A 26,473-nucleotide genomic window follows, 5' to 3' on the forward strand; every position below is an offset into this window, starting at 1 on the left:
CCACTCCTTCCCGTCGGCCGTACCAGTCGTCCGTCTTCGGGGGCCGGGTCACCGCCGCCTCGGCCCCCCGTACCGCCTTCCCCCCTCTCCTTCTCCGACCCGTCGGTCTCAACGACCCCCTATGGGAGCGCTTCCATGCCTGAGCCCATGACCTCCGTGTCCTTTCCCCCCGCCTTCCTCTGGGGCGCCGCGACATCCGCGTACCAGATCGAGGGGGCGGTGCGGGAGGGCGGTCGCACGCCCTCCATCTGGGACACCTTCAGCCATACGCCGGGCAAGACGGCCGGTGGCGAGCACGGTGACATCGCTGTCGACCACTACCACCGCTACCGCGACGACGTGGCGCTGATGGCCGAACTCGGCCTGAGCGCGTACCGCTTCTCCATCTCCTGGCCGCGCGTGCAGCCCACGGGCCGGGGCCCGGCGGTGCAGGTGGGCCTGGACTTCTACCGCCGCCTGGTGGACGAACTGCTGGCGCACGGCATCAAGCCCGCCGTCACCCTCTACCACTGGGACCTCCCGCAGGAGCTGGAGGACGCGGGCGGCTGGCCGGAGCGCGACACCGCGTACCGGTTCGCCGAGTACGCGCAGATCGTCGGCGAGGCCCTCGGCGACCGCGTGGAGCAGTGGATCACGCTCAACGAGCCGTGGTGCAGCGCGTTCCTGGGCTACGGCTCCGGGGTCCACGCACCGGGCCGCACCGAGCCGGCTGCCTCGCTGCGCGCGGCGCACCACCTCAACCTGGCGCACGGGCTGGGCTCGTCGGCCCTGCGGTCGGTGATGCCGGCCCGCAACTCGGTGGCGCTCAGTCTCAACTCCGCGGTGGTGCGGCCGCTGTCCCAGGACCCGGCGGACCTGGCCGCGGCCCGGAAGATCGACGACCTGGCCAATGGGATCTTCCACGGTCCGATCCTGCACGGCGCCTACCCGGAGTCGTTGCACAAGGCGACCGCACCGCTGACGGACTGGTCGTTCGTCCTGGACGGCGACCTGGCGGCGATCAACCAGCCGCTGGACGCGCTGGGCCTGAACTACTACAGCCCGTCCCTGGTCTCGGCGGCGAAGCCCGATGCCGGCAGTCCGAGGGCCGACGGCCACGGGGCGAGCGAGCACTCGCCGTGGCCGGCCGCGGACGACGTCGCCTTCCACCAGACGCCGGGCGACCGCACGGAGATGGGCTGGACGGTCGACCCGACCGGCCTGCACGAGCTGATCATGCGGTACACGCGGGAGGCGCCGGGGCTGCCGCTCTACATCACGGAGAACGGGGCGGCCTACGACGACAAGCCGGACCCCGACGGCCGCGTGCACGACCCGGAGCGCATCGCCTACCTGCACGGGCACCTCTGCGAGGTGCGCCGGGCCATCACCGACGGCGCCGACGTCCGGGGCTACTACCTGTGGTCCCTGCTGGACAACTTCGAGTGGGCGTACGGCTACGGGAAGCGGTTCGGCGCGGTGTACGTCGACTACTCGACCCTGGAGCGGACGCCGAAGTCGAGCGCGCGCTGGTACGCGGACGCGGCACGCACGGGGACGTTGCCGGCGGTGGAGCGGGAGCTCTAGGGCACACCCGGCCGGGGGACGGGGCGCGGCACACCCGGGGGGTTGCCGCGCCCCGGCGACGATCCGGGTCCGCCGGGTCCTCGGCCTCGGCGCACACGCGTGCCCCGGCCGGTTGGGGGGAGCCGGCCGGGGCACGCCCCCCGTGGTCCGAGAGGCCGCCCGGGTCAGTTGTAGGCCGCGAACGCCTTCGAGAACGCGAACCTCTCCTGGAGGATCGAACTGCACGTCGCGTCCGCCGCCGGCTTCTCGCCGCCCGCGCACTGCTTGTCGCGGGTCGCCGACCACATCGACAGCCAGCCGAGGCCCCTGGATTCGGCGAACTCCACCAGCTGGGCGGCGTCGTCGACCTTGAAGATCTCGGTCGTGACGTCGTTGACGCCGATCATCGGGGTCACGGCGACCGTCTTCCAGGCCGCCGTGTCGGAGAGGCCGAGCACGCCCTTGATCTGGGCCTGGGTGGCGGTGGCCGCCTGTTCGGCGTACGTGCCCATGTCGCCGCTGTAGGCCGGGCCGTAGTCCATCGCCATGATGTTGACGGCGTTGATCTTCACACCGTTCTTCGCCGCGTCGGCGAGGAGGTCGACGCCCGGCTGGGTCAGGCCCTCCGGCATGACGGGGAGGGTGAAGGAGACGTCCAGGTCCGGGTGCTGCCGCTGGAGCCGGGCTATCGCCTGGGCCCGGCGGGTGTTGGCCGCCTTGTCGGGCAGCGCGCCGCCCTCGACGTCGAAGTCGACCTTGGTCAGCTTGTAGGCGTCCACGACCTTGCCGTACGCCGCGGCCAGCGCCTCCGCGGAGGAGCAGGTCGTGGCCAGCTCGCTGCCGGCCGCGCCGCCGAAGGAGACACGGACGTCACCGCCCTTGGCGCGCAGGGCACCGATCTGCGCGGCCACCGCGTCCCGGCCGAGGTCCGTGACCCCGCCCCACTTCGGGGTGCAGCCGCCGCCGTCGGTGACGAAGGCGAGGTTGTAGTTCTTCACGCCGGTCGCCTCGGCGCCGGCCACCAGGTCGAAGGCCGGGTGGAGGGAGGTGTCGACGTACGGGGCGAAGCCGGCGGTGGTGCCGGTGCCGGTACCGGGGCTCTGCGAGGGCTTCCCGGTGGGCGTCGCGGACTGGGTGGGGGGCGTCGCGCCCGGCTCGGTCGCCGTCGGGGTGGGCTTCGGAGGCTGGGACTGAGTCGGGCGGCCGCTGGGCTCCGGGGTCGCGCCGTCGTCCGTGGAGCACGCGGCGTCGTCGATCCGGCAGCCGGTGGGGGCGCCCGTGCCGTTCACGACGAAACCGACCGTCACCGACTCGCCGGCGGCCAGCCCGTCCTTGTCCCACTTCGGCGGCGTCACGGTGACGTGCTGCCCGCTCACCCGCGATTGCGCGTTCCACAGCGAACTCAGCTTCGAGCCCGCCGGAAGGTCGAACTCCAGCGTCCAGTCCTTCTTCGCCGCACCGCTGTTGTTCGTGACGACGTACTGCGCGGTGTAACCCGTCGACCAGTCACTGGTCTTCGTGTACGCCGCTCCGGTCGCGGCCGCCTGGGCGGTACCGGTGAACACGAGGGCGCCGCCGCCGACCACGGCCGCGGCCACGAGGCCGCCGATCGCCTTGTTCCTGCCACTGAGCCTGCGCCGGTGGGTGCTCATCGCGTGCCTGCCTCACTGTTCACGGGGGTGGGGTGCGGCAGCACGCTAGCGATCCGGAATCGGGCAAAACGCCTGATCGAGGCCGGAGTTGAGGATCTTAGGGCGCGCTTAAGGAAGGGATCGGGGACGGTTAAAGGTGGGGACGGATCTGCGGGGACGCCGTCTGCGGACCGCCCCTCGATGCCCCTTGCGCACAGGCGCCCGCCCGTCCAGCTGGATCCAGATCCGCACCTCGGTGCCGCCGAGCACCGACGACCCGATCCGCACGTCACCGCCCGTCGACTCCGCGAGCCGCCGCACGATGTCCAGCCCGAGCCCGGTCGACCCGTCGCTGCCCGAGCCCCGCCCGCGTGCCATCGCCGCCTCGGGATCGGCGATGCCGGGCCCCGCGTCCGAGACCAGCACGATCACCGCGTCCTCGCCGTTGTGCACGTCGACCGCGAACGCCGTGCCCTCGGGCGTGTGCCGGAACACGTTGCCGAGCAGGGCGTCCAGCGCGGCCGCCAGGTCCGCCCGGGCCACGGGTATGCGCACCGGCCGGTCCACGCCGGCCACACGCACCTTGCGGCCCTCGTCCTCCGCCAGCGCCGACCAGAACGCCATGCGCTCGCGCACCACCTCGGCCGCGTCGCACCCGGCGCCCGGACCGGCCGCAACCGTCTGCGGCTTGGCCTCCCGGGCCGTACGGATGATGGTGTCGACCTCGCGCTCCAGCTGGGCCACGGCGGCCCTGGTCTGCTCGGCGGCCGGGCCGTCCCCCAGTGACGCCGCGTTCAGCCGGAGCACGGTGAGCGGGGTGCGCAGCCGGTGCGACAGGTCGGCCGCCAACTCGCGCTCGTTCGCCAGGAGCTGGACGACTTGGTCGGCCATCGAGTTGAACGCGACGGCCGCCAGCCGCAGTTCGGTCGGTCCCTCCTCGGGCACCCGGGCGCCCAGCTTGCCCTCCCCCAGTTCGTGCGCGCCCTCGACCAGACGCTGCGCGGGCCGCACCATCCGCACGCCCAGCCGGTCGGCGACCGCCACCGAGCCGACGATCAGCGCGACCCCCACCCCGGCGAGCACCGCCCAGGCGGTGGCCAGCCCGTTGGTGACGTCGGAGTCGGGGACGTACACCTCGACGACGGCGATCTCGCCGGAGCTCAGCGCGACGGGTTGGAGCAGGGTGGATCCGCCGGGCACCTCGGAGGTCGAGGCGCGGCCCAGCCGCCGCACGGTGGCGATGTCGTCGGCGGCGGCGCGCCGCCGGCCGAGGTCGACGGCGGCCGCGTCACCGGAGGCGGGTATGTGCACGGCCATGCCCGCGTCCGACCCGGCCGAGGCGACGACCCGCTCCAACTGGTCCCGGTCGGTGGTGATGGACAGGGCGGGGGCGACGGCCGCGGCCTCCCGCTCGGCGTTGGAGAAGGCGCGGTCGCGGGCCATCTCCCGGATGACGAGTCCTAGCGGCACCGCGAAGGCGACCACGACCATGGTGGTGACCGCCAGACAGACCTTGACCAGTGCCCACCTCATCGCGGCGGCTCCTCACCGGGTGGTTCGAGTTTCACGCCGACGCCGCGCAGGGTGTGCAGATAGCGCGGTCGTGCGGCGGTCTCCCCGAGCTTTCGCCTGAGCCACGACAGGTGGACGTCGATGGTCTGGTCGTCGCCGTACGACTGCTGCCACACCTCGGCGAGCAGTTCCCTGCGGGGTACGACCACCCCGGGCCGGGCGGCCAGGAAGGCGAGCAGGTCGAACTCGCGCCGGGTCAGGTCGAGTCGGGCACCGTCCAGCTCGGCCTGGCGGCGCAGCGGGTCGACGCTGAGGCCGCCGACGCGCAGCACGGTCTCCGGCGGCACGTCACCCGCGGAGGCACGGGAACGCCGCAGGACGGCGGCCATGCGGGCCGAAAGGTGTTCGACGGAGAAGGGCTTGGTGAGGTAGTCGTCCGCCCCGGCGTTCAACAGCCGCACGATCTCCGTCTCGTCGTCCCGCGCGGTGGCGATGATCACAGGGACGTCGGTGATCCCGCGCAGCATCTTCAGGGCCTCGGAGCCGTCCAGGTCGGGCAGGCCGAGGTCGAGGACGACCACGTCGAAACGGAAATGGGCGACCTCGCGCAGCGCCTCCAGCGCTGTCCCGACACTGCGCACGGCGTGCGCCGCGTCGGTCAGGTGCCGGATGAGCGCCGAGCGAACGAACGGGTCGTCCTCGACCACGAGCACACTTGCCATGCGCCGCACCGTACGCCATGCGGCGGACGGGCATCCGGGCCTGTGGATAACTCAGTCCGTGTGCGGTCCGTGTGACGCGTGGGGCAGTATGGCCCGCGATGCGCAGAGGACTCGTACACGTACTCGCCTGGTCGCTCGCCACCGGCGCGGCGGTCACGCTGTCGTGGTGGGGTGTCCACACGGTGATGGCCGGCACGGTGTACGACCGGCCGCGCGCCCTGCCCATCACGGCGGCCGACGCGACCGCGCGGAAGTCGGAGCCGCTGGCCTCGTCGACGAATCGGCCGACCCCGTCGAAGAGCCCGTCGAGTCCCGCCCCGAAGCCGACCGGGACGCCCCGCGAGCCGAGCCCGTCGAGGACCCCGCCGAAGAGCGCCGGTCCCGCCCCCACGCCCGCGGGCCAGGTCAAGGGCTATGACACCGAAGGCGGCCGGGTGGTCTTCGACATCGGCGAGAGCTCCGCGTCGCTGGTCTCGGCCACCCCGGGCGCGGGCTGGTCGATGCAGGTGTGGAAGACGCAGACGTGGATCCGGGTGGAGTTCGCCGCGGGCACGGACCGGGTGTCGGTGTTCTGCACCTGGCACGACGGGCCGCCGCGGGTGGACATCGGTACCTACTGAGTCAGCGGCGCGCGGTCACCGGAAGACGGACGGGGGCGGGGCCGGGGAGGCCACCGCCGCGAGGTCGGTCACGGGGGCGGCGCCACCGGTGAAGTCGGTGAGCGCCTTGCCGTGCTCGACGCGGGCGGGGTGCGGGTCGGAGGCGGCGCTGCGGGTCAGTTCGGCGACCGGCAGTGGCCGGTCGGAGGCGACGAGTACGGCGTTGCCGAAGCGCTTGCCGCGCAGTACGGCCGGGTCGGCGACCAGCGCGAGTTCCCCGAAGCGGGCGGCGGCGGTGGCGATCTGCCCCCGCAGGTGGCCGAGCGGCGGGCCGTCGGCGAGGTTGGCGGCGTACACACCGCCGGGCGCCAGCACCCTGCGAACGTCGTCGAGGAACTCGGTCGAGGTCAGATGGGCAGGGGTGCGGGCCCCGCTGAAGACATCGGCGATGACGAGGTCGGCCCACCCGTCGGGCACCTTGGCGAGCCCGTCCCGGGCGTCCGCCGAGCGCACCCGGATCCGGGCTCCGGGATCCAACGGCAGCTCCCGCCTGACCAGTTGGACGAGGGCTGCGTCCCGCTCGACGACCTGCTGGGTGGAGCGGGGCCGGGTGGCGGCGACGTAGCGGGCGAGGGTGAAGGCGCCACCGCCGAGGTGCACGGCCCGTACCGGCCTGCCGGGCGGGGCGACGAGGTCGATGACGTGCCCCAGGCGCCGCTGGTACTCGAAGGAGAGGTGGCCCGGGTCGTCCAGGTCGACGTGCGACTGCGGCGCCCCGTCGATCAGGAGCGTCCAGGCCCGGGCTCGATCCCGGTCGGGTATCAGCTCGGCGAGCCCACCGTCGACGCTCTCGACGACGGCTTCGGCTGCGGCCGACCGGCGCCGGGCGTTCCTGGACTTTCCCATGGGCTCATTCTCGCAAGGCCGTGGTCGGGCCGCCCGGGCAGCCGGGTCAGCGGCAGTTGTCGGCCGCCTCGATCAGGCGTGCCGCCTCCCCCAGCGCCGCCCGCAGCGCCGTGGGGTCCGTGGCCAGGTCCGCCTCGCCGGGCGGCAGCAGCCAGTCCGAGCCCTCGACCGGCGGCTCGGGGTCGAGGTCCAGGCTCAGGCCCCGGCCGTCGGTCTGCGTGCAGGTGCTGCCCGGCAGGTCCCAGGCGGCCGCCGTGCCCGAGGGGACCACGAAGCCCAGGGTGTCGCCACCGTCGTCGTGCAGGACAGGTCCCACCGCGTCGGCGGTGCCCCGCCGCAGGATGTCGACCGCCTCCAGGCCCTGCCGGGCCGGAACGGTGACCACGTCGCAGCCCGTTCCCGGCGGCTCGCTGCACCGCGCGCCCGGCGCGTGCCCCGCCGTTGTCGACGGCGTGCGAGGAACGACGCTCTGGCTGGTCTCCATCCCGACCTCCACCACGGAACCCCTTTTACGGAACCCCTTTTGCAGTCCGAGGAGTTCAACGCGGCGCCGCGTCAACGGCTACGGCGGAAGTGCGCCGCAAAGGATGGCAGTTCATGGCAGATCTTGTATGAGATATCCGGTTTGTAGCCAAACCCAGCGTGGCGAGTCCGACACAGCAGGTACGTTCTTGCCCGCCGGAGACAAGGGGCACCACACGGATATTCGGCCCGACTCGCCGATGCCCGAGGCGACTTGGCCCCCCTCCTGCATGGTTCGACGGTTCGCACGAGAGGACCCGGCCATGGCGTCGTCAGAGCTGACCTCGTCCCAGCCCCCGAGGCCGCTGCGGCCGAATCTCGCGTTCCGGCAGTTGCGCGGACAGCGCTCGCCGGCCGAGTTCGCCGCCGCGGTGCGGCGGGCCGCCCGCGAGATCGGTGAGCGGGTGAGCTGTGACGCGCGCTATGTCGGGCGGGTCGAGGCAGGCGAGATCCGCTGCCCCAACTACGCGTATGAACGGGTGTTCCTGCACATGTTCCCCGGCCGCACGCTCACCGACCTCGGCTTCGCGCCCCGCTCGTCCGTCCGCGGACGCCGGGCGCACGCCGACGAGGACGCGCCCTTGGTGCACACCACGCTCCAGGTGCCCGCCTCGTCCGAGACGTGTGCGGGCCACGTGCCGTATGACCCGCTGAACCCTCAGGACCCGTACGGCTTTCACGACCCGTACGGCGCACAGCAGAACGACCGGAACCACCAGAACCACGAGAACCACGAGGAGAGCGACGTGCTGCGTCGCGCATTCATGACCGGCGGAGGCGCCACGATGGCCGCCGCCTCGCTGAGCCCACTGGGGCTCGCCTTCGACGCCGCGGCCGCGGAGCGTCCCGTCAGACGGGTCGGGGGTCGTGAGGCGGACGCGCTTGAGGAAGCCGTACGCCGAATCCGGCTGCTCGACGACCGGCACGGTGCCGACGGCCTGTACCGGCGTGCTGCCGCCCCGCTGCGGGCCGCCTACGAACTGCTCGACGCCGGGGCGACCCGGCAGGCGACCAGCGAGCGGATCCACGCGGGCGCGGGGGAGCTGGCCATCTCGGTGGGCTGGCTGGCGCACGACTCGGGACGGTTCGACGACGCGCGCTCGCACTACGCGGAGGCACTGGCGACGGCCCGGATGGCCGGGGACGCGGCTGTCGAGGCGCACGCCTTCTGCAACACCTCGTTCCTCGCGCGGGACGCGGGCCGGCCGCGTGAGGCGGTGCGGGCGGCGCAGGCCGCACAGCGTGTCGCGCGTGCCCTGGGCTCCGCCCGCCTGATGTCGCTGCTGGCGCTGCGCGAGGCGGGCGGCTGGGCGGGGCTCGCCGATCGCACCGGCTGCGAGCAGGCCCTCGTCCGCGCCCAGGCGCTCTTCGAGCGGGGCCGTTCGGACGCCGACCCGGAGTGGATGACCTTCTACGGCGAGGCCGAGCTGGAGGTCCTGGAGGCGCAGTGCTGGTCGACGCTGGGCAACTGGCAGCGGGCGGCGCGGCACGCGGGGCGGGCGGCCAAGCTCCAGGATCCGCACTTCACGCGCAACATCGCGCTGTACACGGCGGAGCTGGCGGACGATCTGGCCCGTGGGGGGCGGCCCGACGAGGCCGCCGCGGCGGGGATGCGGGTGCTGGACCTGCTGGACCAGGTCCAGTCGTCCCGGGTGCAGACGATGCTGGCGGGAACGGCGCGGGTACTGCTGCCGCACCGGCGGGCGAGCGGGGTGTCGGCGTTCCTGGAACGGCATGCCTCGACGCCGCGGACCGTGTGAGCGCTGCGGCCGGGCGGTTCGCCGGTGCGCTTCGCTACGCCAGGTGCCCCAGGTCGTTCCAGCTCTCGACGGCCGGCTGTCCGTACGCCCAGCCCAGCACCGACAGCGACGTGGGATTGAGGCGTATCCGGGCCGCGAAGTCGAGCGGCAGCCCCAGCCAGCGCGCCCCTATGGACCGGAGTATGTGCCCGTGCGCGAAGACCAGGACATCGCGGTCCCGCTCACGCGCCCAGGCCACCACCTCGTCGGCACGGGCGGTCACCTCGGCCAGGGTCTCGCCCTCGGGTACGCCGTCGCGCCAGATGAGCCAGCCGGGCCGGACGGCCTGGATGTCCGCCGGGGTCATGCCCTCGTACGCGCCGTAGTCCCACTCCATGAGCGTGTCCCAGGCACGCGCGCGTTCACCGAAGCCGGCGAGTTCGCACGTCTCACGCGCGCGTGAGAGCGGGCTGGTGCGCACCTCGACCCCTGCCAGCCCGTCGTACGGCGGCCGGTGCAGGCGTTCACCGAGGAGCTTCGCGCCTCGGCGGCCCTCCTCCAGGAGCGGTACGTCGGTCCTGCCGGTGTGCTTGCCGGACAGCGACCACTCCGTCTGTCCGTGCCGGGCCAGCAGGATGCGCGGTGCCATGAAAGGGCCTTCCGGGAAATGAGAGGCGGAACCCCTCCATCATCGCGCACGCTGTGCGGGGGCAACCCGCGGGGCGATCTCTGCGTCTTGAGGGCCGGGGCGCCCGAAAGGGGCGCACGCATACACCGTAAAGTGGAACGGCCGGTCAACCGGGCGCCGTGACGAGAAGGGGGAGGCGATCGGATGCCACACGCCGAGACAGCTGGCGTGGAGGCGACGCCACGGACCCGCCTGCGCTGGTGGACCGAGCTGCCGCTGATACTCCTGGTCTACGCCTGCTACTCGGCGGGCCGCCTCCTCGCCCGGGGCGACGTGTCCACCGCCGTCGACCACGGCCTGGCGATCCTCGACTTCGAGAAGGCCCTGTACCTCAACGCCGAGCACCCCCTCAACCGGCTCTTCACCCGTGAGCCCTGGATCGGCGTCCCGGCCGACTTCTGGTACGCCTCGCTGCACTACCTGGTCACGCCGGTGCTCCTGGTCTGGATCTTCCGATCGCGCACCGTGCACTACCGGGCGGCCCGCACCTGGCTGATGACGTCGACCTTCATCGGCCTGATCGGCTTCACCCTGCTGCCCACCTGCCCGCCGCGGCTGCTGGACGCGAGCCACGGCTTCGTGGACACGATGGCCCACTACAGCTCGTACGGCTGGTGGGGCGGCGAGGCCAGCGCGCCCCGGGGGCTCGGCGGTATGACGAACCAGTACGCGGCCATGCCGAGCCTGCACGTCGGCTGGGCGCTGTGGTGCGGGGTGATGCTGTGGCGGTACGGCGGGACGCGCCTGGCCAAGGCCGCGGCGATCGCCTACCCCCTGATCACCACGATCGTGGTGATGGGAACCGCCAACCACTACTTCCTCGACGCGGTGGCGGGCGCCGCCGTGATGGGCGTCGGGCTGCTGCTCGCGCCGCTCGTCATGCGGACCGCTGACCGGGTCCGGGCCCGGTTCGCCACGGCGTCCGCGTCGGTCGCGACGGCCTCCGGCGGCACGGCCCGTACCGGCTCGGCCGGGGCCGCGGCCCGGGTCGCCGCCGACCCCGTCACAGTGGGCTCTGCCGACGCTCCTTCCTCGATTGTCAGTGACGGATGCCAGACTTCCGCGGGTGAGCGAATTCCACGGCAGCGCGATTCCCGGTTCGGAGCCGGAGCCGAGCCGAGTGCCGTCCCCCAGGACGCGGGGGACGGCGCTCCGGCACCGGCTCGCTGAGCTGCGCGGTCCCGACGTACCGGCCAAGGCGCTGGACGCCCGCGCCCTGGCCGCCCTCGCCGCCAACCCCGGGTGCAGACGCCGCGCGATCCTGGACGGCGCGGGGGTGAACAAGGCGGCACTGGCGAGCGCGCTGGGCGCGCCGTCGGTGTTCGGGCAGTCCCAGTTCGCCCTCACGCGCGGGAACGCCTTCGAGGCCAAGGTCAAGGCGGACGGCGGCGCGGAGCTGCTGCGGCTGGTCCACGAGAGACTGGACCGCACCAGCGAGCCGCCCGCCGGCACGCGGGTGCCCGACCTCACCGCGACCGGCCCCGAGGGCCGCACGGCCCGTACCGCGCTGGCGCTGCGCGAGGCCACCGAGGCGCGCGGCGAGTGGACGCTGCTCGACCACCCGATGCTCGCCCTGGACGTCGCCGGCTCGCCCGCCTTCCTGGAGCCGGACGCGGTCGTCGTGCACCCGGACGGCAGCTGGACGGTCGTGGAGATCAAGTCGTTCCCGATGCTGGACGGCTCGGCGGACCCCGCCAAGGTGGGCGCGGCGGCCCGGCAGGCAGCGGTGTACGTGCTGGCGCTGGAGCAGGTCGCCGCGCGGCTCGGCGCGATGCCGCAGGGGCCCGCCTCGCAGGGCGCCCCCGCGTCCCGGGTGCGCCACCGTGTCCTGCTCGTCTGCCCCAAGGATTTCTCCAACCTGCCCACCGCCTCGGCCGTGGACGTCCGCAAGCAGCGCGCGGTGACCGCCCGCCAGCTGGCCCGTCTCACCCGCATCGAGGACATCGCCGATGCCCTGCCCGCCGGCACCTGCTTCTCCCCGGAGCTGCCCGCGGCCGACCTGACCGCCGCCGTCGAGTCGGTCCCGGCGACGTACGCGCCCGAGTGCCTGTCCGCCTGTGAGCTGGCCTTCCACTGCCGCGCCCGGTCGCGCGCGTCCGGCGCTGTGACATCGCTGGGCCGCTCGGTGCGGGCGGAGCTGGGCGGCCTGACGACGGTCGAGGACGTCCTGTCCGCGGCCCGCGGCGAGACGGGCGACCCGGACGACCCGGCGGTGGCCGCCCTGCGCAGAGCGGCCCGACTGCGCGCCGAGGCCCTCGGGCAGGAGGCGGTGGTCCCGTGTCGCTGATCTCCACCCTCGCCCGCCTCGAAGCCGTCAGCACGGGCCGCGCCCAGCGCGCCGCCACCGTCCGCCACCGGCACCTGTCCGACCGTCCCCTGGTGTTCGTGCCCCTCACCACCGCCGGTGAGGCGGGCGCCCCGCTCGGCGCGCTGGTCGGCACCGACCGGGACGCCCCGCACCTGCTGGTGGTGCCCCAACCACGGGACCGCGACCTCCGGTTCGCCTTCCTGGCCGAGCTGGCGGACGTCGTCCTGCCGTACATCGACGCGTACGCGACGGACGTCGAGGCCGCCGAACGCAACGAGACCGACCCGGAGACCGGTAAGCGGGTCAAGGTCGAGGTCGAACTGTGCGCCGACGCGCCGCAGTTGATCGTTCCGAGCCGCGGAGGCGTCGACTTCGTACGGCTGCTCGGCCGCTCCATGCGCTTCAGGCGTACGGCGGAGCAGGACCCTGAGGCCCCCTATCCCGCTCCCCCGCGCGTGCCGCTGCTCGGCCGCTGGCTGACCCACTTCGGCGAGCGGGCGCGGGTGCCCGGCTCCTCGCTGCTGCTGGCCATGACGGACGTCCTGGCCCGGCACTGGGTGACCGGCCAGTCCACCCTGGAGGACCAGCACCTGGGCGCGCTGCTCGCCTGGATCGACCCTCCGGAGGGTGAGACGGGCGCCGAGGCGGCGCTGCGGGCGGAGTTGGCGAGGGACCCACAGGGCCAGTTGCTGTGCCCGCCGGCCGGTCCGGCCACCGACCCGGCGTTCGACAACAGGTTGCTCGCCCCCGCCATCGAGCGTTACGACCGCGCCCGCACCGCCCTCGCCGCCGCCGAGGACGGTCTGGAGGCGGACGACCGGTTCGGTGACCTGACCGCCGCCGAACGGGAGATCCGCGGGCTCGTCGAGAGCCGGACCCGCCCCACCTGGGACGCGGTGTGGCGGGCCCTGGACCTGCTGCGGGAGCTGCCGGAAGCCGGGCGGGTCGAGGAGCGCTGGACCCGCGACCGCTGGTCGTTCACCGGCCACCGCGACCGTGTCCTCGCCGGTGAGCCCCCGCAACCGCGTCGCGACGACGCGGTCACCGCGGCCAACAAGCTCGCCGCGCGGGAGCGTGAACAGGCCCGCCTGGAGGCGCAGGAAGCGCTCGACGACCCGCTGGTGATGGCGGGGCGGCGGCTCGCCGGGGAGGCGTTCGCGGGCGAGGTCACCGAGGTGGTCATGGCCTACAGCGAGGGCAAGCGGCCCAGCCCGCGCCCCCTGGTCACCGTCCGCACGGAGGACCGGCCGTATCTGGGCGAGCGGGCCAAGGTGTTCCGGTCGCTGGGCGGCAAGCCCCAGTCGGCGGAGTTCGTCGGCTACGAGGGGGCCGTCGGGGACGACGGCGCGCTGGTCGTGCTGCGGGTGCTCGACAAGATGGGCCGCGGCCGGGAACCGGAGGAGGGGTCCGTGCCGGAGAAGGGCGACCTGGTCTGCTTCACCTTGTTCGAGCACGAGCAGCGCGGTGGCGCGAAACTGCCCGAACCGGAGGAGACGCCGTGGACGCACGGCGGGCCGCCCGGCGAGCAGGTGACCGAAGCCGCCGACCCGATGACCCAGGAGGACGTCCTGTGACCGCCGTGTTCGACCCCGGTGCAGCGGCGGCCCGGGCCACCGACGCGATCCTCGCCGACACCCTGCACGGCAGCGCGCGCGGCGTCGTCGTCGACTCCCCGCCCGGCGCGGGCAAGTCCACGCTCGTCGTCCGCGCGGCCCTGGAGCTGGCCGACGCGGGCCGCCCTCTGATGGTCGTCGCGCAGACCAATGCGCAGGTCGACGACCTGGTGCTCAGGCTCGCCGAGAAGAACCCCGAGCTGCCGGTGGGCCGGCTGCACAGCAGTGAGGCCGACCCGTACGACAAGGCGCTGGACGCCCTGCCCCATGTCCGCAAGTCGGCGAAGGCCGGTGATCTCACCGGGCTGGCGGTCGTCATCTCCACCGCGGCCAAGTGGGGGCACGTGAAGGCCGACGAGCCCTGGCCGCACGCGATCGTGGACGAGGCGTACCAGATGCGCTCGGACGCACTGCTGGCCGTGGCCGGCCTGTTCGAACGGGCCCTGTTCGTCGGTGACCCCGGTCAGCTGGACCCGTTCGCCATCGTGGGCAGCGAGCAGTGGGCCGGGCTGTCGTACGACCCGTCGGCCTCCGCGGTCACCACGCTCCTCGCCCACAACCCGGAGCTGCCCCAGCACCGTCTGCCGGTCTCCTGGCGCCTGCCCGCCTCCGCCGCGCCCCTGGTCTCGGACGCCTTCTATCCGTACACCCCGTTCCGCAGCGGCACGGACCACGGCGACCGCCGGCTGTCCTTCGCGGTGCCGTCGGACGGCTCGGGCCCCGACCGGGTCATCGACGAGGCGGCGGAGGCGGGCTGGGGCCTGCTGGAACTGCCCGCCCGGCACACCCCGCGCACGGATCCCGAGGCGGTACGAGCGGTGGCGACGGTCGTACGGCGTCTGCTGGACCGGGGTGGGGCGGCCACGTCGGAGCGCTCACCCGACCCCGCTCCCCTCACCACCGAACGGATCGCGGTCGGCACGGCCCACCGGGACCAGGCGGCGGCCGTCCGGTCGGCGCTGACCGAACTGGGCGTGACGGATGTCACCGTCGACACCGCGAACCGTCTGCAGGGCCGTGAGTACGACGTGACGGTGGTCCTCCACCCGCTCTCCGGCCGCCCCGACGCCACCGCGTTCCATCTGGAGACGGGCCGTCTGTGCGTCCTCGCCTCCCGGCACCGGCACGCGTGCATCGTGGTGTGCCGGGCAGGCGTGAGCGAGCTGCTCGACGACTACCCGTCGACCGAGCCGGTGCAGCTGGGAACGGTGGTGAAGTTCCCGGACGGCTGGGAGGCGAACCATGCCGTGCTGGCGCGGCTGGCGGAGCATCGGGTCACGTGGCGGGCGTGAGTGGTGCGATGACCCGGACTCACTTGCGCGAGCGCGGGACAATGGACGGTGGACCGGTCCACGGGCTGGGTAGCGATGGCCTACGAGACCGGTGACGCACGAGGAGGAGAAAACATGGCGGAGCCCACGCCGCGACGGAACGAACCGCGGCTACGCCCCGCGCCCCTGCTCTTCGAGCCCGCGCAGGTGGCCGCCGACCCGGAGCACTTCTTCGACCTGGAGTCCATCGACGACCCGCGGGCGCTGCTGGCGCGGGCGACCGAGCTGACACAGGCGTTCCGGGCGGCGACGGACCGCGCGGTGGAGTTCCAGGCCATCGCGGCGGCCCAGCTGGCGGACCCCCGGCGGTTCGACCGGCTCACGCCCGCCGACATCGCCGCGCAGGCGGAGTGGACCGAGGACTACGCCAAGAAGATGGTGGAGTTCGGCCGGGATCTGATGCGCGGTGTGGAGGGCCCGGGGCACGTCGACCCCGTGTGACCACCGATCCCCCGCCCCCGATCCCGCAGACTCCGGGCCTAGCACCCCGCCACGAGAACCGGGCGCCACACCGCGATGGCATATGCCAGGCGGGCAAGATACGCCCTGCCACCCCGCCCTGTCCCGATTTCCGGGAACTCTGGGGAACCACTCACTCACCCTCGGTAGATGTATCTGCCATGAGCAGCACGCGTATCGCCCCGTTCTCGCCCGCCTCCCTCACCGCGGACGGCGCCGCATGGCTCGCCTCTGCAGAACCGTATCCGCGCAGCAGCCGGGCGCTCCGTGACGAGCGGCCGGCCGCCTCCATGGCCCTGGCCTGCGGTTCCGTCTTCGACGTAGTGAGCGCGCCGGTGCTTTTCGGGCGCCGCATGGTCGACCAGCTGTGGGAGGAGGGCCCCGGGACGGGACCGGTGGCGGTCTTCCGCGGCCGGATGCTGCTGTTCGCCGCGCCCGGCACGGCCCAGCGGCTGCCGTCGCTGCTGCGGTGGGAGGAGTTCGGCCGCGCCGGCGACGTCCCCCCGCTCCTCTGCCATGGCACCGGAGACGCGGTGACCGTGCCGGCCCGGGCCGGCGCCAGCGCCTCCCCGAGCTCGCGCTGGCTGGTCGCCCCCGACACCCGTCATCCCTGGTTACCGGGCCCGGAGGTGCTGCTCTGGGCGGCGGTGCGGGCGGCTCGCGAGGCCGTTCGGATATCGATTTTTCCCCACGCGGATCAGGGTGCTAAGGTCTACGACGTCAGCAGGCGCCGCTAGCTCAGTTGGTTAGAGCAGCTGACTCTTAATCAGCGGGTCCGGGGTTCGAGTCCCTGGCGGCGCACGACATGAAAGCCCCTCGCGTGAGCGGGGGGCTTTTCATATACCCCCGTGCGGAGCCCCGTACCGCCCCCACCCGGTCGCCCCTACCCGGTCGTACCCCGCCTCCGGTCGCGCCCTTACCACCGGCACGCCGCTCCGGCCACGGGGCGCACCGCCACTCCCCGGCGCATCGGCCGCCCGCTGCACGACCCCCCGTTCGGCGCGGGCGCTACCCCCCTGTCGCGATCCTCACGGTCCACGCCCCCGAAGCCGTACGCCCCTCGACCTCCACCCGCACCCCCTCCCCCGGCACCGTGAAGCTCTCCCCCGGCCCGACCGGCGCGTCCGCGAGCGGCGGGTACACCGACTGCTCCCAGCAGGCCTCGGTGCGCGGATGGGCGTCGACCACCTCGACCGGACCGCCGCCGGACTCGGTCCGGCTGCGCACCCGGTACACCAGCACCCCCTGCCGGCAGGCCGCCACGTCGTTGCCCACCGGCCCGCGCACCTCGAAGGCGAGAGCGCTCTCCGGCCCGGTGCGCACGACGGCGAGCTTGATGCCGTGACCCAGCCCGAAACCAGGCACACCACCGACCGCCGCCGACCCACCGGCCGCACCAGGCCCACCGACCGCCTCAGGCCCAGCACCCGCCCCGGTGCCACCGACCGCCTCAGGGCCAGCACCAGCCCCGGCCCCACCAACCACCCCAGGCCCAGCACCGGCCTCGGTCCCGCCTACCACCCCAGGCCCAGCACCGGCCTCGGTCCCGCCTACCACCCCAGGCCCAGCACCGGCCTCGGTCCCGCCAACCACCCCAGGCCCAGCACCGGCCTCGGTCCCGCCAACCGCCCCAGGCCCAGGCCCAGGCCCAGCACCAGCCCCGCTCCCGCCAACCGCACCGGCACCGTCGAGCCTGCCGGACGCGCCGAAGCCGCCGCCCTCACCCGCCGCGCCCAGCGCGCCGACCGTCTCATCCGGTGCGCCCGCCGCCCCCGCCCGCGCCGGCTCACCGGGCCCGGCCGACAGCGGCTCCAAGGTCAGCCGCGTGGAACCGGACCTCGACCCCCGCACGCACACCACCTGCCGGGGATCCAGCCACCCCAGCTTCCACTTGTGCCATCCGAACAGATCCGGCGCCATGCCGAACTGACTGCCCATCAGGTCCCAGTCACCGACGTAGGTGTCCCAGTCACCCTTGCCGTCCACCGGGCGGTGGTACAGGTCCGGCAGGTCGAAGACATGGCCGGTCTCGTGCGCCAGGACCAGCCGGTCCGGCGGATGGTTCTCGAACACCGTGACGACACGCCGGATGTCCGTACCGTCGGCCCGCAGGGGCTCGTCCAGGTTGACGACCTTGGTGGCGTCGGAGTCGACGCCGGGCGCGTCGGGGTCGGCCACGAAGTAGACGACGTCGTAGCGGGAGAAGTCGACCTCCCGGTCCGCCAGGGCGAGGGCGTCGCGCAGATAGGCGGTGCGGTGGGCCATGTTCCAGTCACGCTGTATGGCGTACGCCGTCGACGGGCGCGGCATCTGGAGCCAGTGCCGCAGCGGATGCGGGCGCAGGGTGAATCTGCCGTAGGAGGCGCGCTCGAAGAAGCGGGTGGTGAGCGGGAAGTGGTCGGCCGCCAGCTCGGCGGGTGTCGTGCGGGGCGGCGCGTCCGGGAAGGACAGGAACACCATGACCGCGTCGAGCTTGCGGGTCGGACGCGGGTAGGCGGCGTTCCAGGTGTCCAGGCCCTCGGAGTGATGGGCGTCCGTGCGTTCCAGGGCGCAGGGTGTCGCGCCGAGCGACTCGGCGGCCGAGGGGCCGGCCACCAGGGAGGTGGCGGCGAGCGCCGACATCGTGGTGAACACCGCGGCGACACTGCGCAGTCGAGGCCATTCCCGCAGCCGACCCATGCCGGGGAGCAGGGGGAACTGACGCTGCACGGGGACCTCCGGGAGCGGTTCGCGGGACACCGCACCCAGCCTGAGTCAGATTGTCGTACTACGCCCTGTTTGCCTGCACCGGACGGGTGAGAGGGCCGAGGAATCGCCCGTACCGACACCCCGATTCGCTCACGGAACGTCACAACCGGTCGAGAGACCGAAGAAGCCGTCCAGGTGCGGGCAGAAACGATCTGTCAGAAGCTCAGGTCCTATGGGAACACCGGACTGCGGGTGGAAGGGCCAGAAGCCAGCCTCTATGATCGGCACACTTTCCTGACACTTTCCTGCACGGACACGGCCTGGCGGCCGACCGCCCCCCGGCCGGCCATTCCGATGAGACCCATCCGAAGAACGAGTGCACTGCGGGAGCGAGCGGTGAGCGGAACGTCCGAAGGGCCGACGCCCGCGGCAGACCTCATCGGGCCAGCCGTCACAGAGAGTAACGTAAAGACATCTGCCGGTACCGGGGCGCCGCCCTACTCCTCCGCCTTCCGCGCCGCGCCCCTGGCGATGGCGGTGGTCGACGGCGAGGGCGTGGTGACCGGTGCCAACTCCGCCCTCGCCGAGCTGCTCGGCACACCGCCCGGGGAGTTGGCCGGTTCCGTCGCCGCCGACCTGGTGGACCTCACCTCCGACGCGCGCACCTGGCACGCGTACCTGGAGGTGCTGCGCGGCCGCCAGGCCCGGCTGCGCTGCACGCGCCGCCTGAAGCACCCGGACGGACACTCCCTGTGGGCCCAGGTCACGGTCGCGCCGCTGCCCGGCGAGGAGCGGGGCGGCGTCCTGCTCTCCGTCGCCGACATCAGCGCCCACCGCGAACTCCAGGCGCGACTGAGGCACTTGCAGATGCACGACCCGGTGACCCGGCTGCCCAACCGCACCCTGTTCTTCGAGCGCCTGTCGGCGGCACTGGAGCCGGAGTCGTACGAGGACAGCGGGGCCACCGGCCGCATCGGCCTGTGCTACCTGGACCTCGACGGTTTCAAGGCCATCAACGACACCCTCGGCCACCGCATCGGCGACACCCTGCTGGCCGCCGTGGCCGAACGGCTCACCCGGTGCGCCGAGGAGGCGGGCTACGCCAGATCGAGCCCACCCCTGGTGGCACGGCTCGGCGGCGACGAGTTCGCCCTGCTCGTCGAGGACTCGACGGGCACCGAGCAACTCGCCGACCTCGCCGAGTCGGTGCTCGGCTCCCTACGGGCCCCTTTCGAGATCTCCAACCGGCGCCTGTCGGTGTCGGCCTCGATCGGCGTCGTGGAACGCCAGGCGAGCGGCACCACCCCGACCGCCCTGATGCAGGCCGCGGACACCACGCTGTACTGGGCCAAGGCCGACGGCAAGGACCGCTGGACGCTCTTCGACCCCGAGCGCAACGCCCACCGCATGACCCGCCAGGCCCTCGCCTCCACACTTCGCCCGGCCATCGAGCGCGGTGAGTTCGCCCTGGAGTACCAGCCGTTGGTGAGCATGGAGGACGGCCTGCTGCGCGGAGTCGAGGCACTGGTCCGCTGGAAACATCCTCAGTTCGGCGTACTGGCGCCGAATCGGTTCATCGGACTGGCCGAGGAGGACGGCTCGATCGTGCCGCTCGGCCGCTGGATCCTGGCGACCGCCTGCCGTCAGGCACGCGCCTGGCAGGTGACGCACCCCGACGAGCCGCCGATCTTCGTCAGCGTCAACGTGGCCGTACGCCAGGTCTGGGACTCCGACCTGGTGGCGGACGTGGCGCGGATCCTCGACGAGACGGGACTCGCCCCGCGCCTGCTCCAGTTGGAGCTCACCGAATCAGCGGTGATGGGCTCGGCGGGCAGACCGCTCCAGGTGCTCCAGGCGCTCAGCGACATGGGCGTGCGGATCGCGATCGACGACTTCGGCACCGGCTACTCGAACCTCGCCTACCTCAGCCGGCTGCCCGTCTCGGTCCTGAAGCTGGACGGTTCCTTCGTACGGGGCTTCCAGTACGAGAGCGAGAACACCTCGGCCGTCCCGCCGAACCCGGCCGACGAGGTGGTCGTCGAGGCGATGATCCAGCTGGCCCACCGACTGGGCCTGACGGTCACAGCCGAGTGCGTGGAGACCCTGGCCCAGGCCTCCCGCCTGCGCCGGATCGGCTGCGACACCGGCCAGGGATGGCTGTACTCGCGGCCGGTGCCGCCGGATCGCATCAGCGAGTTGATGAGCAGCGGGCCCGACGGGGTGACGGTCGACGTGTGACGGCCCCGTCAGGCGGTGGGCAAGTCGTAGGCGTCCGCGACGAGTTCGTAGGAGCGCAGGCGCACGTCCATGCCGGGCGCGTTGCTCGTGATCATCAACTCGTCGGCGCCGGTGCGCTTGTGGAGGTCGTCGAGACCGGCACGGACCTCGTCGGCGGTGCCGTGGATGACGTTGGCGTTCCAGGAGTCGGCGAACTCGCTCTCCATCGCGGTGAATTCATGGGCCTCGGCCTCCTCCGGCGTGGGGATGAGGCCGGGGCGTCCGGTGCGCAGCCGGATCATGCCGAGGGCGGCGGCCCTGACCTGACGACGGGCCTCCTTCTCCTCGTCGGTGGCGAGGGCGGAGACGCCGATGAGGGCGTACGGCCGGTCCAGGACGGCGGACGGCTGGAAGGACTCCCGGTACAGGTCCAGGGCGGGGATGGTGTGGCGCGCCGAGAAGTGGTGCGCGAAGGCGAAGGGCAGTCCGAGGACGGCGGCGAGGCGGGCGCTGAAGCCGGAGGAGCCGAGCAGCCAGATCGGCGGCCGGTGCGGGGACTGGACACCGCCGGGCGAGGTCGCCTGGACGGGGCCGGGAACCGCGTGGATGCGGCGGTAGGGGTGGCCGTCGGGGAAGTCGTCGTCGAGGAAGCGGGTGAGTTCGGCGAGCTGCTCGGGGAAGTCGTCGGCGGCCTCGTCGAGCAGGTGGGTGCGGCGCAGGGCGGCTGCGGTGGCGCCGTCCGTGCCGGGGGCGCGGCCGAGGCCGAGGTCGATGCGGCCGGGGGCCATGGCCTCCAGGGTGCCGAACTGCTCCGCGATGACGAGCGGGGCGTGGTTGGGGAGCATGACACCACCCGAGCCCAGCCGGATGCGGTCGGTGTGGGCGGCGAGATGGGCGAGGATCACGGCGGGCGAGGAGGAGGCCACTCCGGGCATGGAGTGGTGCTCGGCGACCCAGTAGCGGTGGAAGCCGCGGGACTCCGCGAGGCGGGCCAGGCCGACGCTGGTGCGCAGGGCGTCGGTGGCGGTGCGGCCTGCGCTGACCGTGACCAGGTCCAGTACGGAGAGGGGGACGGGGGCGGTGCCGCGGGTCGTGCCCCGGATCTCGTCCGGCTGGGTGTCGTCCGCCGCCACGTGTGCCTCCTGTGTTCGCCGTGCGGTGTGCTGTCCTCGGCGATAACAGGAGGCAGGCTCCGGTTTATTTCCGCTCGCGTCGCCGCCGCCCGTCCCTTCCCGGGTGCCCCCGCCCCGGCCGGCCCCGCCCGAGGGATGCCGTCCCGCGGGCCCCGTGCCGGCCCGACGGGCCTCGTCCTCGAACCTCCCGCGCCGGGGCGCGCCCCGGACGGGCCCGACGAGGCGGACCGGCTACACCTGCACGATCGGCTCCCTCGTGAAGAGCGCGCCCAGTTCCGGTGCGTTCACACGGCGGTCCGTCAGGCGCAGGGCCTCCCAGACCGTGACCTGGTTGGCGGTGAGGACCGGCTTGCCCACGTGCTGCTCCAGGTCCGGCAGGTGGGAGGCGGTGTGCAGGGCGGTGTCCGGGAGGAGGACCGCCTCCGCGTCGGGGTGGTCCGCCTCCTTCGCCAGGGCGAACAGCTCCTTGTCGCCCCAGGTCCCGACCTCGGCCGCGGTGATGATCCCGGAGCCGCGCACCGCCACCACCTCCACGTCGGCGGCGCGCAGGAACTCCGCGAAGAGCCGGGCCACGTCGTCCGGGTAGGTCGCGCCGATCGCCACCCGGCGCACCCCGAGTTCCCGGATCGCGTGCACGAAGGCGAAGGACGTCGAGGAGGCCGGCATGCCCGCCGCGACGGCGAGGGCGCGCACCTGCTCGTGGGCGCCCTCCCAGCCGTAGACGAAGCTGCCGGAGGTGCACGCCCACACCACCGCCTCGGCGCCGGTCAGCCGCAGTTCCTCCACGCCCGCCGCGAGCCGCTGTGCGGAACCCATCTGCCGCAGCGCGTCCTCCCGGTGCGCGTCCTCGCCGATGTCGGTGTGCACCAGGTCGAGGCGGATGTCGCTGGCGAGCAACTGCTCGATGCGTGGATAGTCGTCCTCGGCGGAGTGGCCCGGGTAGAGGAATCCGAGTGCGGTCATGTCAGCCTTCCTACTGCTGTTCCTGCTCTGGAACATCCGGCACGTCCGGAAGTACGGGACCGCCACGCGCCGCCGGATCGATCAGCGCCTGATACGGCCCCACCGCTCGGGTACCCAGCCGACGCAGCGCCGCCCACATCGTGACCTGGTTGGCCGAGAGCACCGGGATGCGCAGCTCGGCCTCCAGCTGGGGGATCACGTCGTAGGTCGGCAGATTGGTGCAGCTGATGAACAGGGCGTCGGCACAGCGGCGTGCGGCCTTGCGCGCCATGTCCGCCACATCGCGGTACGGCACCTTCCAGATGTGCCGGGTCAGCCCCATGAACGCGCACCCGGTGACGACGGCCCCCGCCTGCGCCACGTACGCCTCCAGCGACCGGGTCACCGACACGGTGTACGGCGTCACCAGCGCCACCCGTCGTGCGCCCAGCTCGGTCAGCGCCTCCAGCAGGGCCCCGGACGTGGTGACCGCCGGTATCGCCCCGGCGCGGGTCATCGCCGCGCACATCGCCCGCTCGCCCGCGATGCCGCCGACGAAGCTGCCGGAGGTGCAGGCGTAGGCGACCACCTCGGGCGCGATCGCGGTCAGGGTGCGGACGCCGTCGCTCAGCGTCTCGTGCTCGCTGACGAGGCGGGCCAGGTCGAGGCTGACCTCGACGGGCACGTACGGAGTCCGGGTGAGGTGCAGCGAGACCTCGTCCGGCACCCAGCGCCAGAGCTCCCGGTCCAGCGCGAAGTCGAAGGGAGCGACGACTCCGACCCCGCGTTGGGGCCGAGGTCCGCCGAGGAAGGAGATGTCCATGGAACTCATGCCAGGCACCGTCCTCACTACGAGAAACAGGTGAGCAACGGACCGTACGCGCGCCCGTGTTGACGAAGGTAGGTTCGGGTGCGAGCGTGGTCAAACCTCGCATGTCAGACGGCTGGCACGTCCAGTGGAACGCCGGGCGACAGCGCCCGCACCCTCCCGGAACACGCCCCCCCACGCCCCCACACACCCCGGAGAAACGGCCCGCATGACGGCACCCGCACCCGACCTCCCGCCCACCGTCCTGGTCCTGGACGCCGACCCCCTCCCCCGCCTCGGACGCCTCACCGGCCGCGCCCGGGTGGAGCACACGGACGAGTCGGCCCTCGCCGAGCGGCTGCCGTACGCCGACGTGCTGCTGGTCTGGGACTTCACCTCGCACGCCGTACGCCGCGCCTGGCCCGGCGAGGGTCCGCGGCCGCGCTGGGTGCACACGGCGAGCGCGGGCGTGGACCACCTGATGTGTCCCGAGCTCACCGCGTCCGACACGGTGGTCACCAACGCGCGCGGGGTCTTCGACCAGCCGATCGCCGAGTACGTGGCCGCGCTGGTGCTGGCGATGGCGAAGGACCTGCCGCGGACCTTGGAGCTGCAGCGCTCCCGTGAGTGGCGGCACCGCGAGGGGCAGCGTGTGGCCGGCTCGCGCGCGTGCGTGGTGGGATCCGGACCCATCGGCCGGACGATCGTCCGCACGCTCAAGGCCCTCGACGTCACCACCGCGCTGGTCGGCCGGACCCCGCGCACCGGCATCCACGGCCCCGAGGACCTCGACCGGCTGATCGCCCGCGCCGACTGGGTGATCTCGGCCGCGCCGCTCACCGCGCAGACGCACGGCATGTTCGACGCCCGCCGCTTCGGCGTCATGCAGCCCTCCGCCCGGTTCATCAACGTCGGGCGCGGACAGCTGGTCGTGGAGGAGGCGCTGGCCGAGGCGCTGTCGAAGCGGTGGATCGCGGGGGCCGCGCTGGACGTCTTCGAGCACGAACCGCTCGGCGCGGACAGCCCGTTGTGGGGGTTGCCGGGGCTGATCGTGTCCCCGCACATGAGCGGGGACACGATCGGCTGGCGGGACGAACTCGGCCGTCAGTTCGTGGAGTTGTACGAGCGCTGGGAGGCGGGCAGACCGCTGCTGAACGTGGTCGACAAGCAGCGCGGGTACGTACCCGGACGCTGATGTCCACAGCTGGAGGGCGACGCATGACGGATCTCACCGAACTGACCGCCGTACAACTCCTCGACGGGTACCGCAAAGGAGAGTTCAGCCCCCTCGACGCCACCCGCGCGGCCCTGGAGCGGGCCGAGCGGATCCAGCCGGAGGTCAACGCCTTCGTGCGTCTCACCGCCGACGCGGCCCTGGCGCAGGCCCATGCGTCGACGGAGCGTTGGCGGCGCGGCGAACCGGCCGGTCTGCTGGACGGTGTGCCGGTCACGGTGAAGGACATCCTGCTGATGCGCGGCGCCCCGACGCTGAAGGGCTCGAAGACCATCTCGGAGCGGGGCGCCTGGGACGAGGACGCCCCGTCCGTGGCCCGGCTGCGCGCGCACGGCGCCGTCTTCCTCGGCAAGACGACCACGCCCGAGTTCGGCTGGAAGGGCGTCACCGACTCGCCCCTGTCCGGCGTCACCCGCAACCCGTACGACCCGACCCGCACCGCGGGCGGTTCCAGCGGCGGCGCGGGTGCGGCCGTGGCGCTCGGCGCGGGGCCGCTCGCGCTCGGGACGGACGGCGGTGGAAGTGTCCGGATCCCGGCGGCGTTCTGCGGCGTATTCGGTCTGAAACCGACGTACGGCCGGGTCCCGCTCTATCCGGCGAGCGCCTTCGGCACACTGGCGCACGTCGGTCCGATGACCCGGGACGCGGCCGACGCGGCGCTGCTGCTCGATGTGATCGGCGCCCCCGACTCCCGTGACTGGTCGGCGCTTCCGGCCCCGCCCGGCTCGTTCGTCCCGGCGCTGTCCGGCGGGGTGCGGGGCCTGCGGGTCGCCTACTCGCCCTCCTTCGGCGGCCAGGTGGCGGTGCGTCCCGCGGTCGCGGCGGCGGTGCGGCGGGCGGTGGAGCGACTGGCGGGACTCGGGGCGTACGTCGAGGAGACCGACCCCGACTTCACCGACCCGGTGGACGCCTTCCACACCCTGTGGTTCACCGGGGCGGCCCGGGTGACCCAGCATCTCGGCCCGCGGCAGCGGGAGTTGCTCGATCCGGGGCTGAGGGAGATCTGCGGTACGGGCGCGCGCCTGGGCGCCCTCGACTACCTGGCCGCGGTCGACGTCCGCATGGAACTCGGGCGCCGCATGGGCCGTTTCCACGACACCTACGACCTCCTGGTCACCCCGACCCTCCCGCTCACCGCGTTCGAGGCGGGCGCGGAGGTGCCGAAGGGCTCGGGGCACCGCAGGTGGACGGGCTGGACGCCGTTCACGTACCCCTTCAACCTCACCCAGCAGCCGGCCGCGACCGTCCCTGTCGGCAGGGACGGCACGGACGGCGCCGGGCTGCCGGTCGGCCTGCAGCTCGTGGCCGCCCGGCACCGGGACGATCTGGTGCTGCGGGCGGCCCACGCGCTGTACGAGGCCGGCATCGCCGGTCTCACAGCCTCCGGAAGCTGAGCGACTCGCCCAGGGCACCCGACCGCCACAGGTCGTTGCAGCCCTGGGCCATCTCCTCCAGCCCTTCGACCACCTGGCCCCAGACGATGCCGGGCACCCAGCCCACGTCGCCGTTCAGAAGCAGGTTGTTGCGCTCGTAGAACAGGGCCAGGTCGACCAGTGTCGTGCCGGGGCGGACCTCACGGTCGTAGCCGTAGGAGCGGGTGCCCAGTTCGGTGCCCGCGAAGGCGAAATAGCAAAGGTCGCCGGGGATCGGGGTGACTGTCGGGTTTTCCAGGGGCGGCTCCGTCTGCGCGAAGGGCGGGAAGAGGGCGTAGATCTCGTTGCGGGCGTATTTCGCGTGGTAGACGTCGCCGGTCAGGGGCAGGGCGTCCCAGACGGCCGCGCAGGTGAGCGGGGCGCGGTCGTCCAGGAGTTCGGCCGTGCAGTTGATTCCCCGCTTGACCAGCGACACCTCGATGAACCGTTCAGTCATGCAATCC

Annotated in this window: 23 protein-coding genes and 1 tRNA gene; 13 read left to right on the forward strand and 11 right to left on the reverse strand. The window is 73.1% G+C overall.

Annotated elements, in window-relative coordinates:
* Nucleotides 1-135 precede the first annotated feature (135 nt).
* Nucleotides 136-1,566 carry a GH1 family beta-glucosidase gene (locus tag ACWCPI_RS15520; RefSeq protein WP_451038611.1) on the forward strand — a complete coding sequence of 477 codons (1,431 nt, stop codon included), beginning with the start codon at nucleotides 136-138 and terminating at the stop codon, nucleotides 1,564-1,566.
* 164 nt (nucleotides 1,567-1,730) lie between these two features.
* Here ACWCPI_RS15520 and ACWCPI_RS15525 read toward each other — a convergent pair whose 3' ends face one another.
* The 3 genes from ACWCPI_RS15525 to ACWCPI_RS15535 form a co-directional block, all read right to left on the reverse strand.
* The gene (locus tag ACWCPI_RS15525; RefSeq protein ID WP_451038612.1) at nucleotides 1,731-3,197 is read right to left on the reverse strand and encodes a glycoside hydrolase family 18 protein; all 1,467 of its coding nucleotides are present in this window, start codon (nucleotides 3,195-3,197) and stop codon (nucleotides 1,731-1,733) included.
* Nucleotides 3,198-3,305: 108 nt separating this feature from the next.
* A complete protein-coding gene (locus tag ACWCPI_RS15530) occupies nucleotides 3,306-4,709 on the reverse strand; it encodes a sensor histidine kinase (RefSeq protein ID WP_451038613.1) in 1,404 nt (467 codons plus the stop codon).
* Entirely contained in the window at nucleotides 4,706-5,410 is a 705-nt protein-coding gene (locus tag ACWCPI_RS15535) for a response regulator transcription factor (protein ID WP_388799994.1), read from the reverse strand. The genes ACWCPI_RS15530 and ACWCPI_RS15535 overlap by 4 nt, the downstream gene beginning before the upstream one ends.
* Before the next feature lie 98 nt (nucleotides 5,411-5,508).
* Here ACWCPI_RS15535 and ACWCPI_RS15540 point away from each other — a divergent pair, with 98 nt between their 5' ends.
* Nucleotides 5,509-6,030 carry a hypothetical protein gene (locus ACWCPI_RS15540; RefSeq protein ID WP_451038614.1) on the forward strand — a complete coding sequence of 174 codons (522 nt, stop codon included), beginning with the start codon at nucleotides 5,509-5,511 and terminating at the stop codon, nucleotides 6,028-6,030.
* A gap of 15 nt (nucleotides 6,031-6,045) precedes the next feature.
* On the opposite strand, the gene ACWCPI_RS15545 is transcribed toward ACWCPI_RS15540, so the two are convergent.
* On the reverse strand, nucleotides 6,046-6,915 hold the full coding sequence (locus tag ACWCPI_RS15545) for a spermidine synthase (RefSeq protein ID WP_451038615.1): 870 nt from the start codon (nucleotides 6,913-6,915) through the stop codon (nucleotides 6,046-6,048).
* 46 nt (nucleotides 6,916-6,961) lie between these two features.
* Nucleotides 6,962-7,399 (reverse strand): hypothetical protein, encoded by a 438-nt coding sequence (locus ACWCPI_RS15550; RefSeq protein ID WP_451038616.1) that lies wholly within the window; start codon nucleotides 7,397-7,399, stop codon nucleotides 6,962-6,964.
* Nucleotides 7,400-7,700: 301 nt separating this feature from the next.
* Between ACWCPI_RS15550 and ACWCPI_RS15555 the strand changes: the two genes are divergently transcribed.
* Nucleotides 7,701-9,197 (forward strand): hypothetical protein, encoded by a 1,497-nt coding sequence (locus ACWCPI_RS15555; protein ID WP_451038617.1) that lies wholly within the window; start codon nucleotides 7,701-7,703, stop codon nucleotides 9,195-9,197.
* Nucleotides 9,198-9,231: 34 nt separating this feature from the next.
* Here the strand turns inward: ACWCPI_RS15555 and ACWCPI_RS15560 are convergent, their stop codons facing one another.
* On the reverse strand, nucleotides 9,232-9,825 hold the full coding sequence (locus ACWCPI_RS15560; protein WP_451038618.1) for a histidine phosphatase family protein: 594 nt from the start codon (nucleotides 9,823-9,825) through the stop codon (nucleotides 9,232-9,234).
* A 183-nt stretch (nucleotides 9,826-10,008) separates the two neighbouring features.
* Here ACWCPI_RS15560 and ACWCPI_RS15565 point away from each other — a divergent pair, with 183 nt between their 5' ends.
* The 7 genes from ACWCPI_RS15565 to ACWCPI_RS15595 all read left to right on the forward strand — a co-directional run bounded on the left by ACWCPI_RS15565 (nucleotide 10,009) and on the right by ACWCPI_RS15595 (nucleotide 16,376).
* Nucleotides 10,009-11,034, forward strand: coding sequence for a phosphatase PAP2 family protein (locus ACWCPI_RS15565; protein ID WP_451038619.1), 1,026 nt, complete (start codon nucleotides 10,009-10,011; stop codon nucleotides 11,032-11,034).
* Nucleotides 10,985-12,151 carry a hypothetical protein gene (locus ACWCPI_RS15570; RefSeq protein WP_451038784.1) on the forward strand — a complete coding sequence of 389 codons (1,167 nt, stop codon included), beginning with the start codon at nucleotides 10,985-10,987 and terminating at the stop codon, nucleotides 12,149-12,151. Before ACWCPI_RS15565 ends, ACWCPI_RS15570 begins: the two co-directional genes overlap by 50 nt.
* Complete coding sequence (locus ACWCPI_RS15575) at nucleotides 12,142-13,746, forward strand: hypothetical protein (protein ID WP_451038620.1); 1,605 nt, start codon at nucleotides 12,142-12,144, stop codon at nucleotides 13,744-13,746. The genes ACWCPI_RS15570 and ACWCPI_RS15575 overlap by 10 nt, the downstream gene beginning before the upstream one ends.
* Nucleotides 13,743-15,077 carry an AAA domain-containing protein gene (locus ACWCPI_RS15580; RefSeq protein WP_451038621.1) on the forward strand — a complete coding sequence of 445 codons (1,335 nt, stop codon included), beginning with the start codon at nucleotides 13,743-13,745 and terminating at the stop codon, nucleotides 15,075-15,077. Before ACWCPI_RS15575 ends, ACWCPI_RS15580 begins: the two co-directional genes overlap by 4 nt.
* 114 nt (nucleotides 15,078-15,191) lie before the next feature.
* Nucleotides 15,192-15,557: a hypothetical protein gene (locus ACWCPI_RS15585; RefSeq protein ID WP_388800021.1), complete on the forward strand. Its 366-nt coding sequence runs from the start codon at nucleotides 15,192-15,194 to the stop codon at nucleotides 15,555-15,557.
* A 179-nt stretch (nucleotides 15,558-15,736) separates the two neighbouring features.
* Nucleotides 15,737-16,312: a bifunctional DNA primase/polymerase gene (locus ACWCPI_RS15590; protein ID WP_451038622.1), complete on the forward strand. Its 576-nt coding sequence runs from the start codon at nucleotides 15,737-15,739 to the stop codon at nucleotides 16,310-16,312.
* Nucleotides 16,303-16,376, forward strand: a tRNA-Lys gene (locus tag ACWCPI_RS15595). Before ACWCPI_RS15590 ends, ACWCPI_RS15595 begins: the two co-directional genes overlap by 10 nt.
* A 207-nt stretch (nucleotides 16,377-16,583) precedes the next feature.
* Here ACWCPI_RS15595 and ACWCPI_RS15600 read toward each other — a convergent pair.
* Complete coding sequence (locus ACWCPI_RS15600) at nucleotides 16,584-18,254, reverse strand: M6 family metalloprotease domain-containing protein (protein ID WP_451038785.1); 1,671 nt, start codon at nucleotides 18,252-18,254, stop codon at nucleotides 16,584-16,586.
* Nucleotides 18,255-18,659: 405 nt separating this feature from the next.
* Here ACWCPI_RS15600 and ACWCPI_RS15605 point away from each other — a divergent pair, with 405 nt between their 5' ends.
* The gene (locus tag ACWCPI_RS15605) at nucleotides 18,660-20,501 is read left to right on the forward strand and encodes a putative bifunctional diguanylate cyclase/phosphodiesterase (RefSeq protein ID WP_451038623.1); all 1,842 of its coding nucleotides are present in this window, start codon (nucleotides 18,660-18,662) and stop codon (nucleotides 20,499-20,501) included.
* Nucleotides 20,502-20,509: 8 nt separating this feature from the next.
* Here ACWCPI_RS15605 and ACWCPI_RS15610 read toward each other — a convergent pair whose 3' ends face one another.
* The 3 genes from ACWCPI_RS15610 to ACWCPI_RS15620 all read right to left on the reverse strand — a co-directional run bounded on the left by ACWCPI_RS15610 (nucleotide 20,510) and on the right by ACWCPI_RS15620 (nucleotide 23,378).
* Nucleotides 20,510-21,613, reverse strand: coding sequence for an LLM class flavin-dependent oxidoreductase (locus ACWCPI_RS15610; protein WP_451038624.1), 1,104 nt, complete (start codon nucleotides 21,611-21,613; stop codon nucleotides 20,510-20,512).
* A gap of 231 nt (nucleotides 21,614-21,844) precedes the next feature.
* Nucleotides 21,845-22,576, reverse strand: coding sequence for a maleate cis-trans isomerase family protein (locus tag ACWCPI_RS15615; RefSeq protein WP_388800033.1), 732 nt, complete (start codon nucleotides 22,574-22,576; stop codon nucleotides 21,845-21,847).
* 10 nt (nucleotides 22,577-22,586) lie between these two features.
* Entirely contained in the window at nucleotides 22,587-23,378 is a 792-nt protein-coding gene (locus ACWCPI_RS15620) for a maleate cis-trans isomerase family protein (RefSeq protein ID WP_451038786.1), read from the reverse strand.
* A gap of 214 nt (nucleotides 23,379-23,592) precedes the next feature.
* On the opposite strand from ACWCPI_RS15620, the gene ACWCPI_RS15625 reads away from it, so the two are divergent.
* Nucleotides 23,593-24,558 (forward strand): D-2-hydroxyacid dehydrogenase, encoded by a 966-nt coding sequence (locus ACWCPI_RS15625; RefSeq protein ID WP_451038625.1) that lies wholly within the window; start codon nucleotides 23,593-23,595, stop codon nucleotides 24,556-24,558.
* A 23-nt stretch (nucleotides 24,559-24,581) separates the two neighbouring features.
* Complete coding sequence (locus tag ACWCPI_RS15630) at nucleotides 24,582-25,991, forward strand: amidase (RefSeq protein ID WP_451038626.1); 1,410 nt, start codon at nucleotides 24,582-24,584, stop codon at nucleotides 25,989-25,991.
* Here ACWCPI_RS15630 and ACWCPI_RS15635 read toward each other — a convergent pair.
* On the reverse strand, nucleotides 25,972-26,466 hold the full coding sequence (locus ACWCPI_RS15635; RefSeq protein WP_451038627.1) for a DUF3830 family protein: 495 nt from the start codon (nucleotides 26,464-26,466) through the stop codon (nucleotides 25,972-25,974). The two genes, ACWCPI_RS15630 and ACWCPI_RS15635, sit on opposite strands and share 20 nt — an antisense overlap.
* Nucleotides 26,467-26,473 lie beyond the last annotated feature (7 nt).

Source organism: Streptomyces sp. NPDC001920 (genome assembly GCF_053594495.1).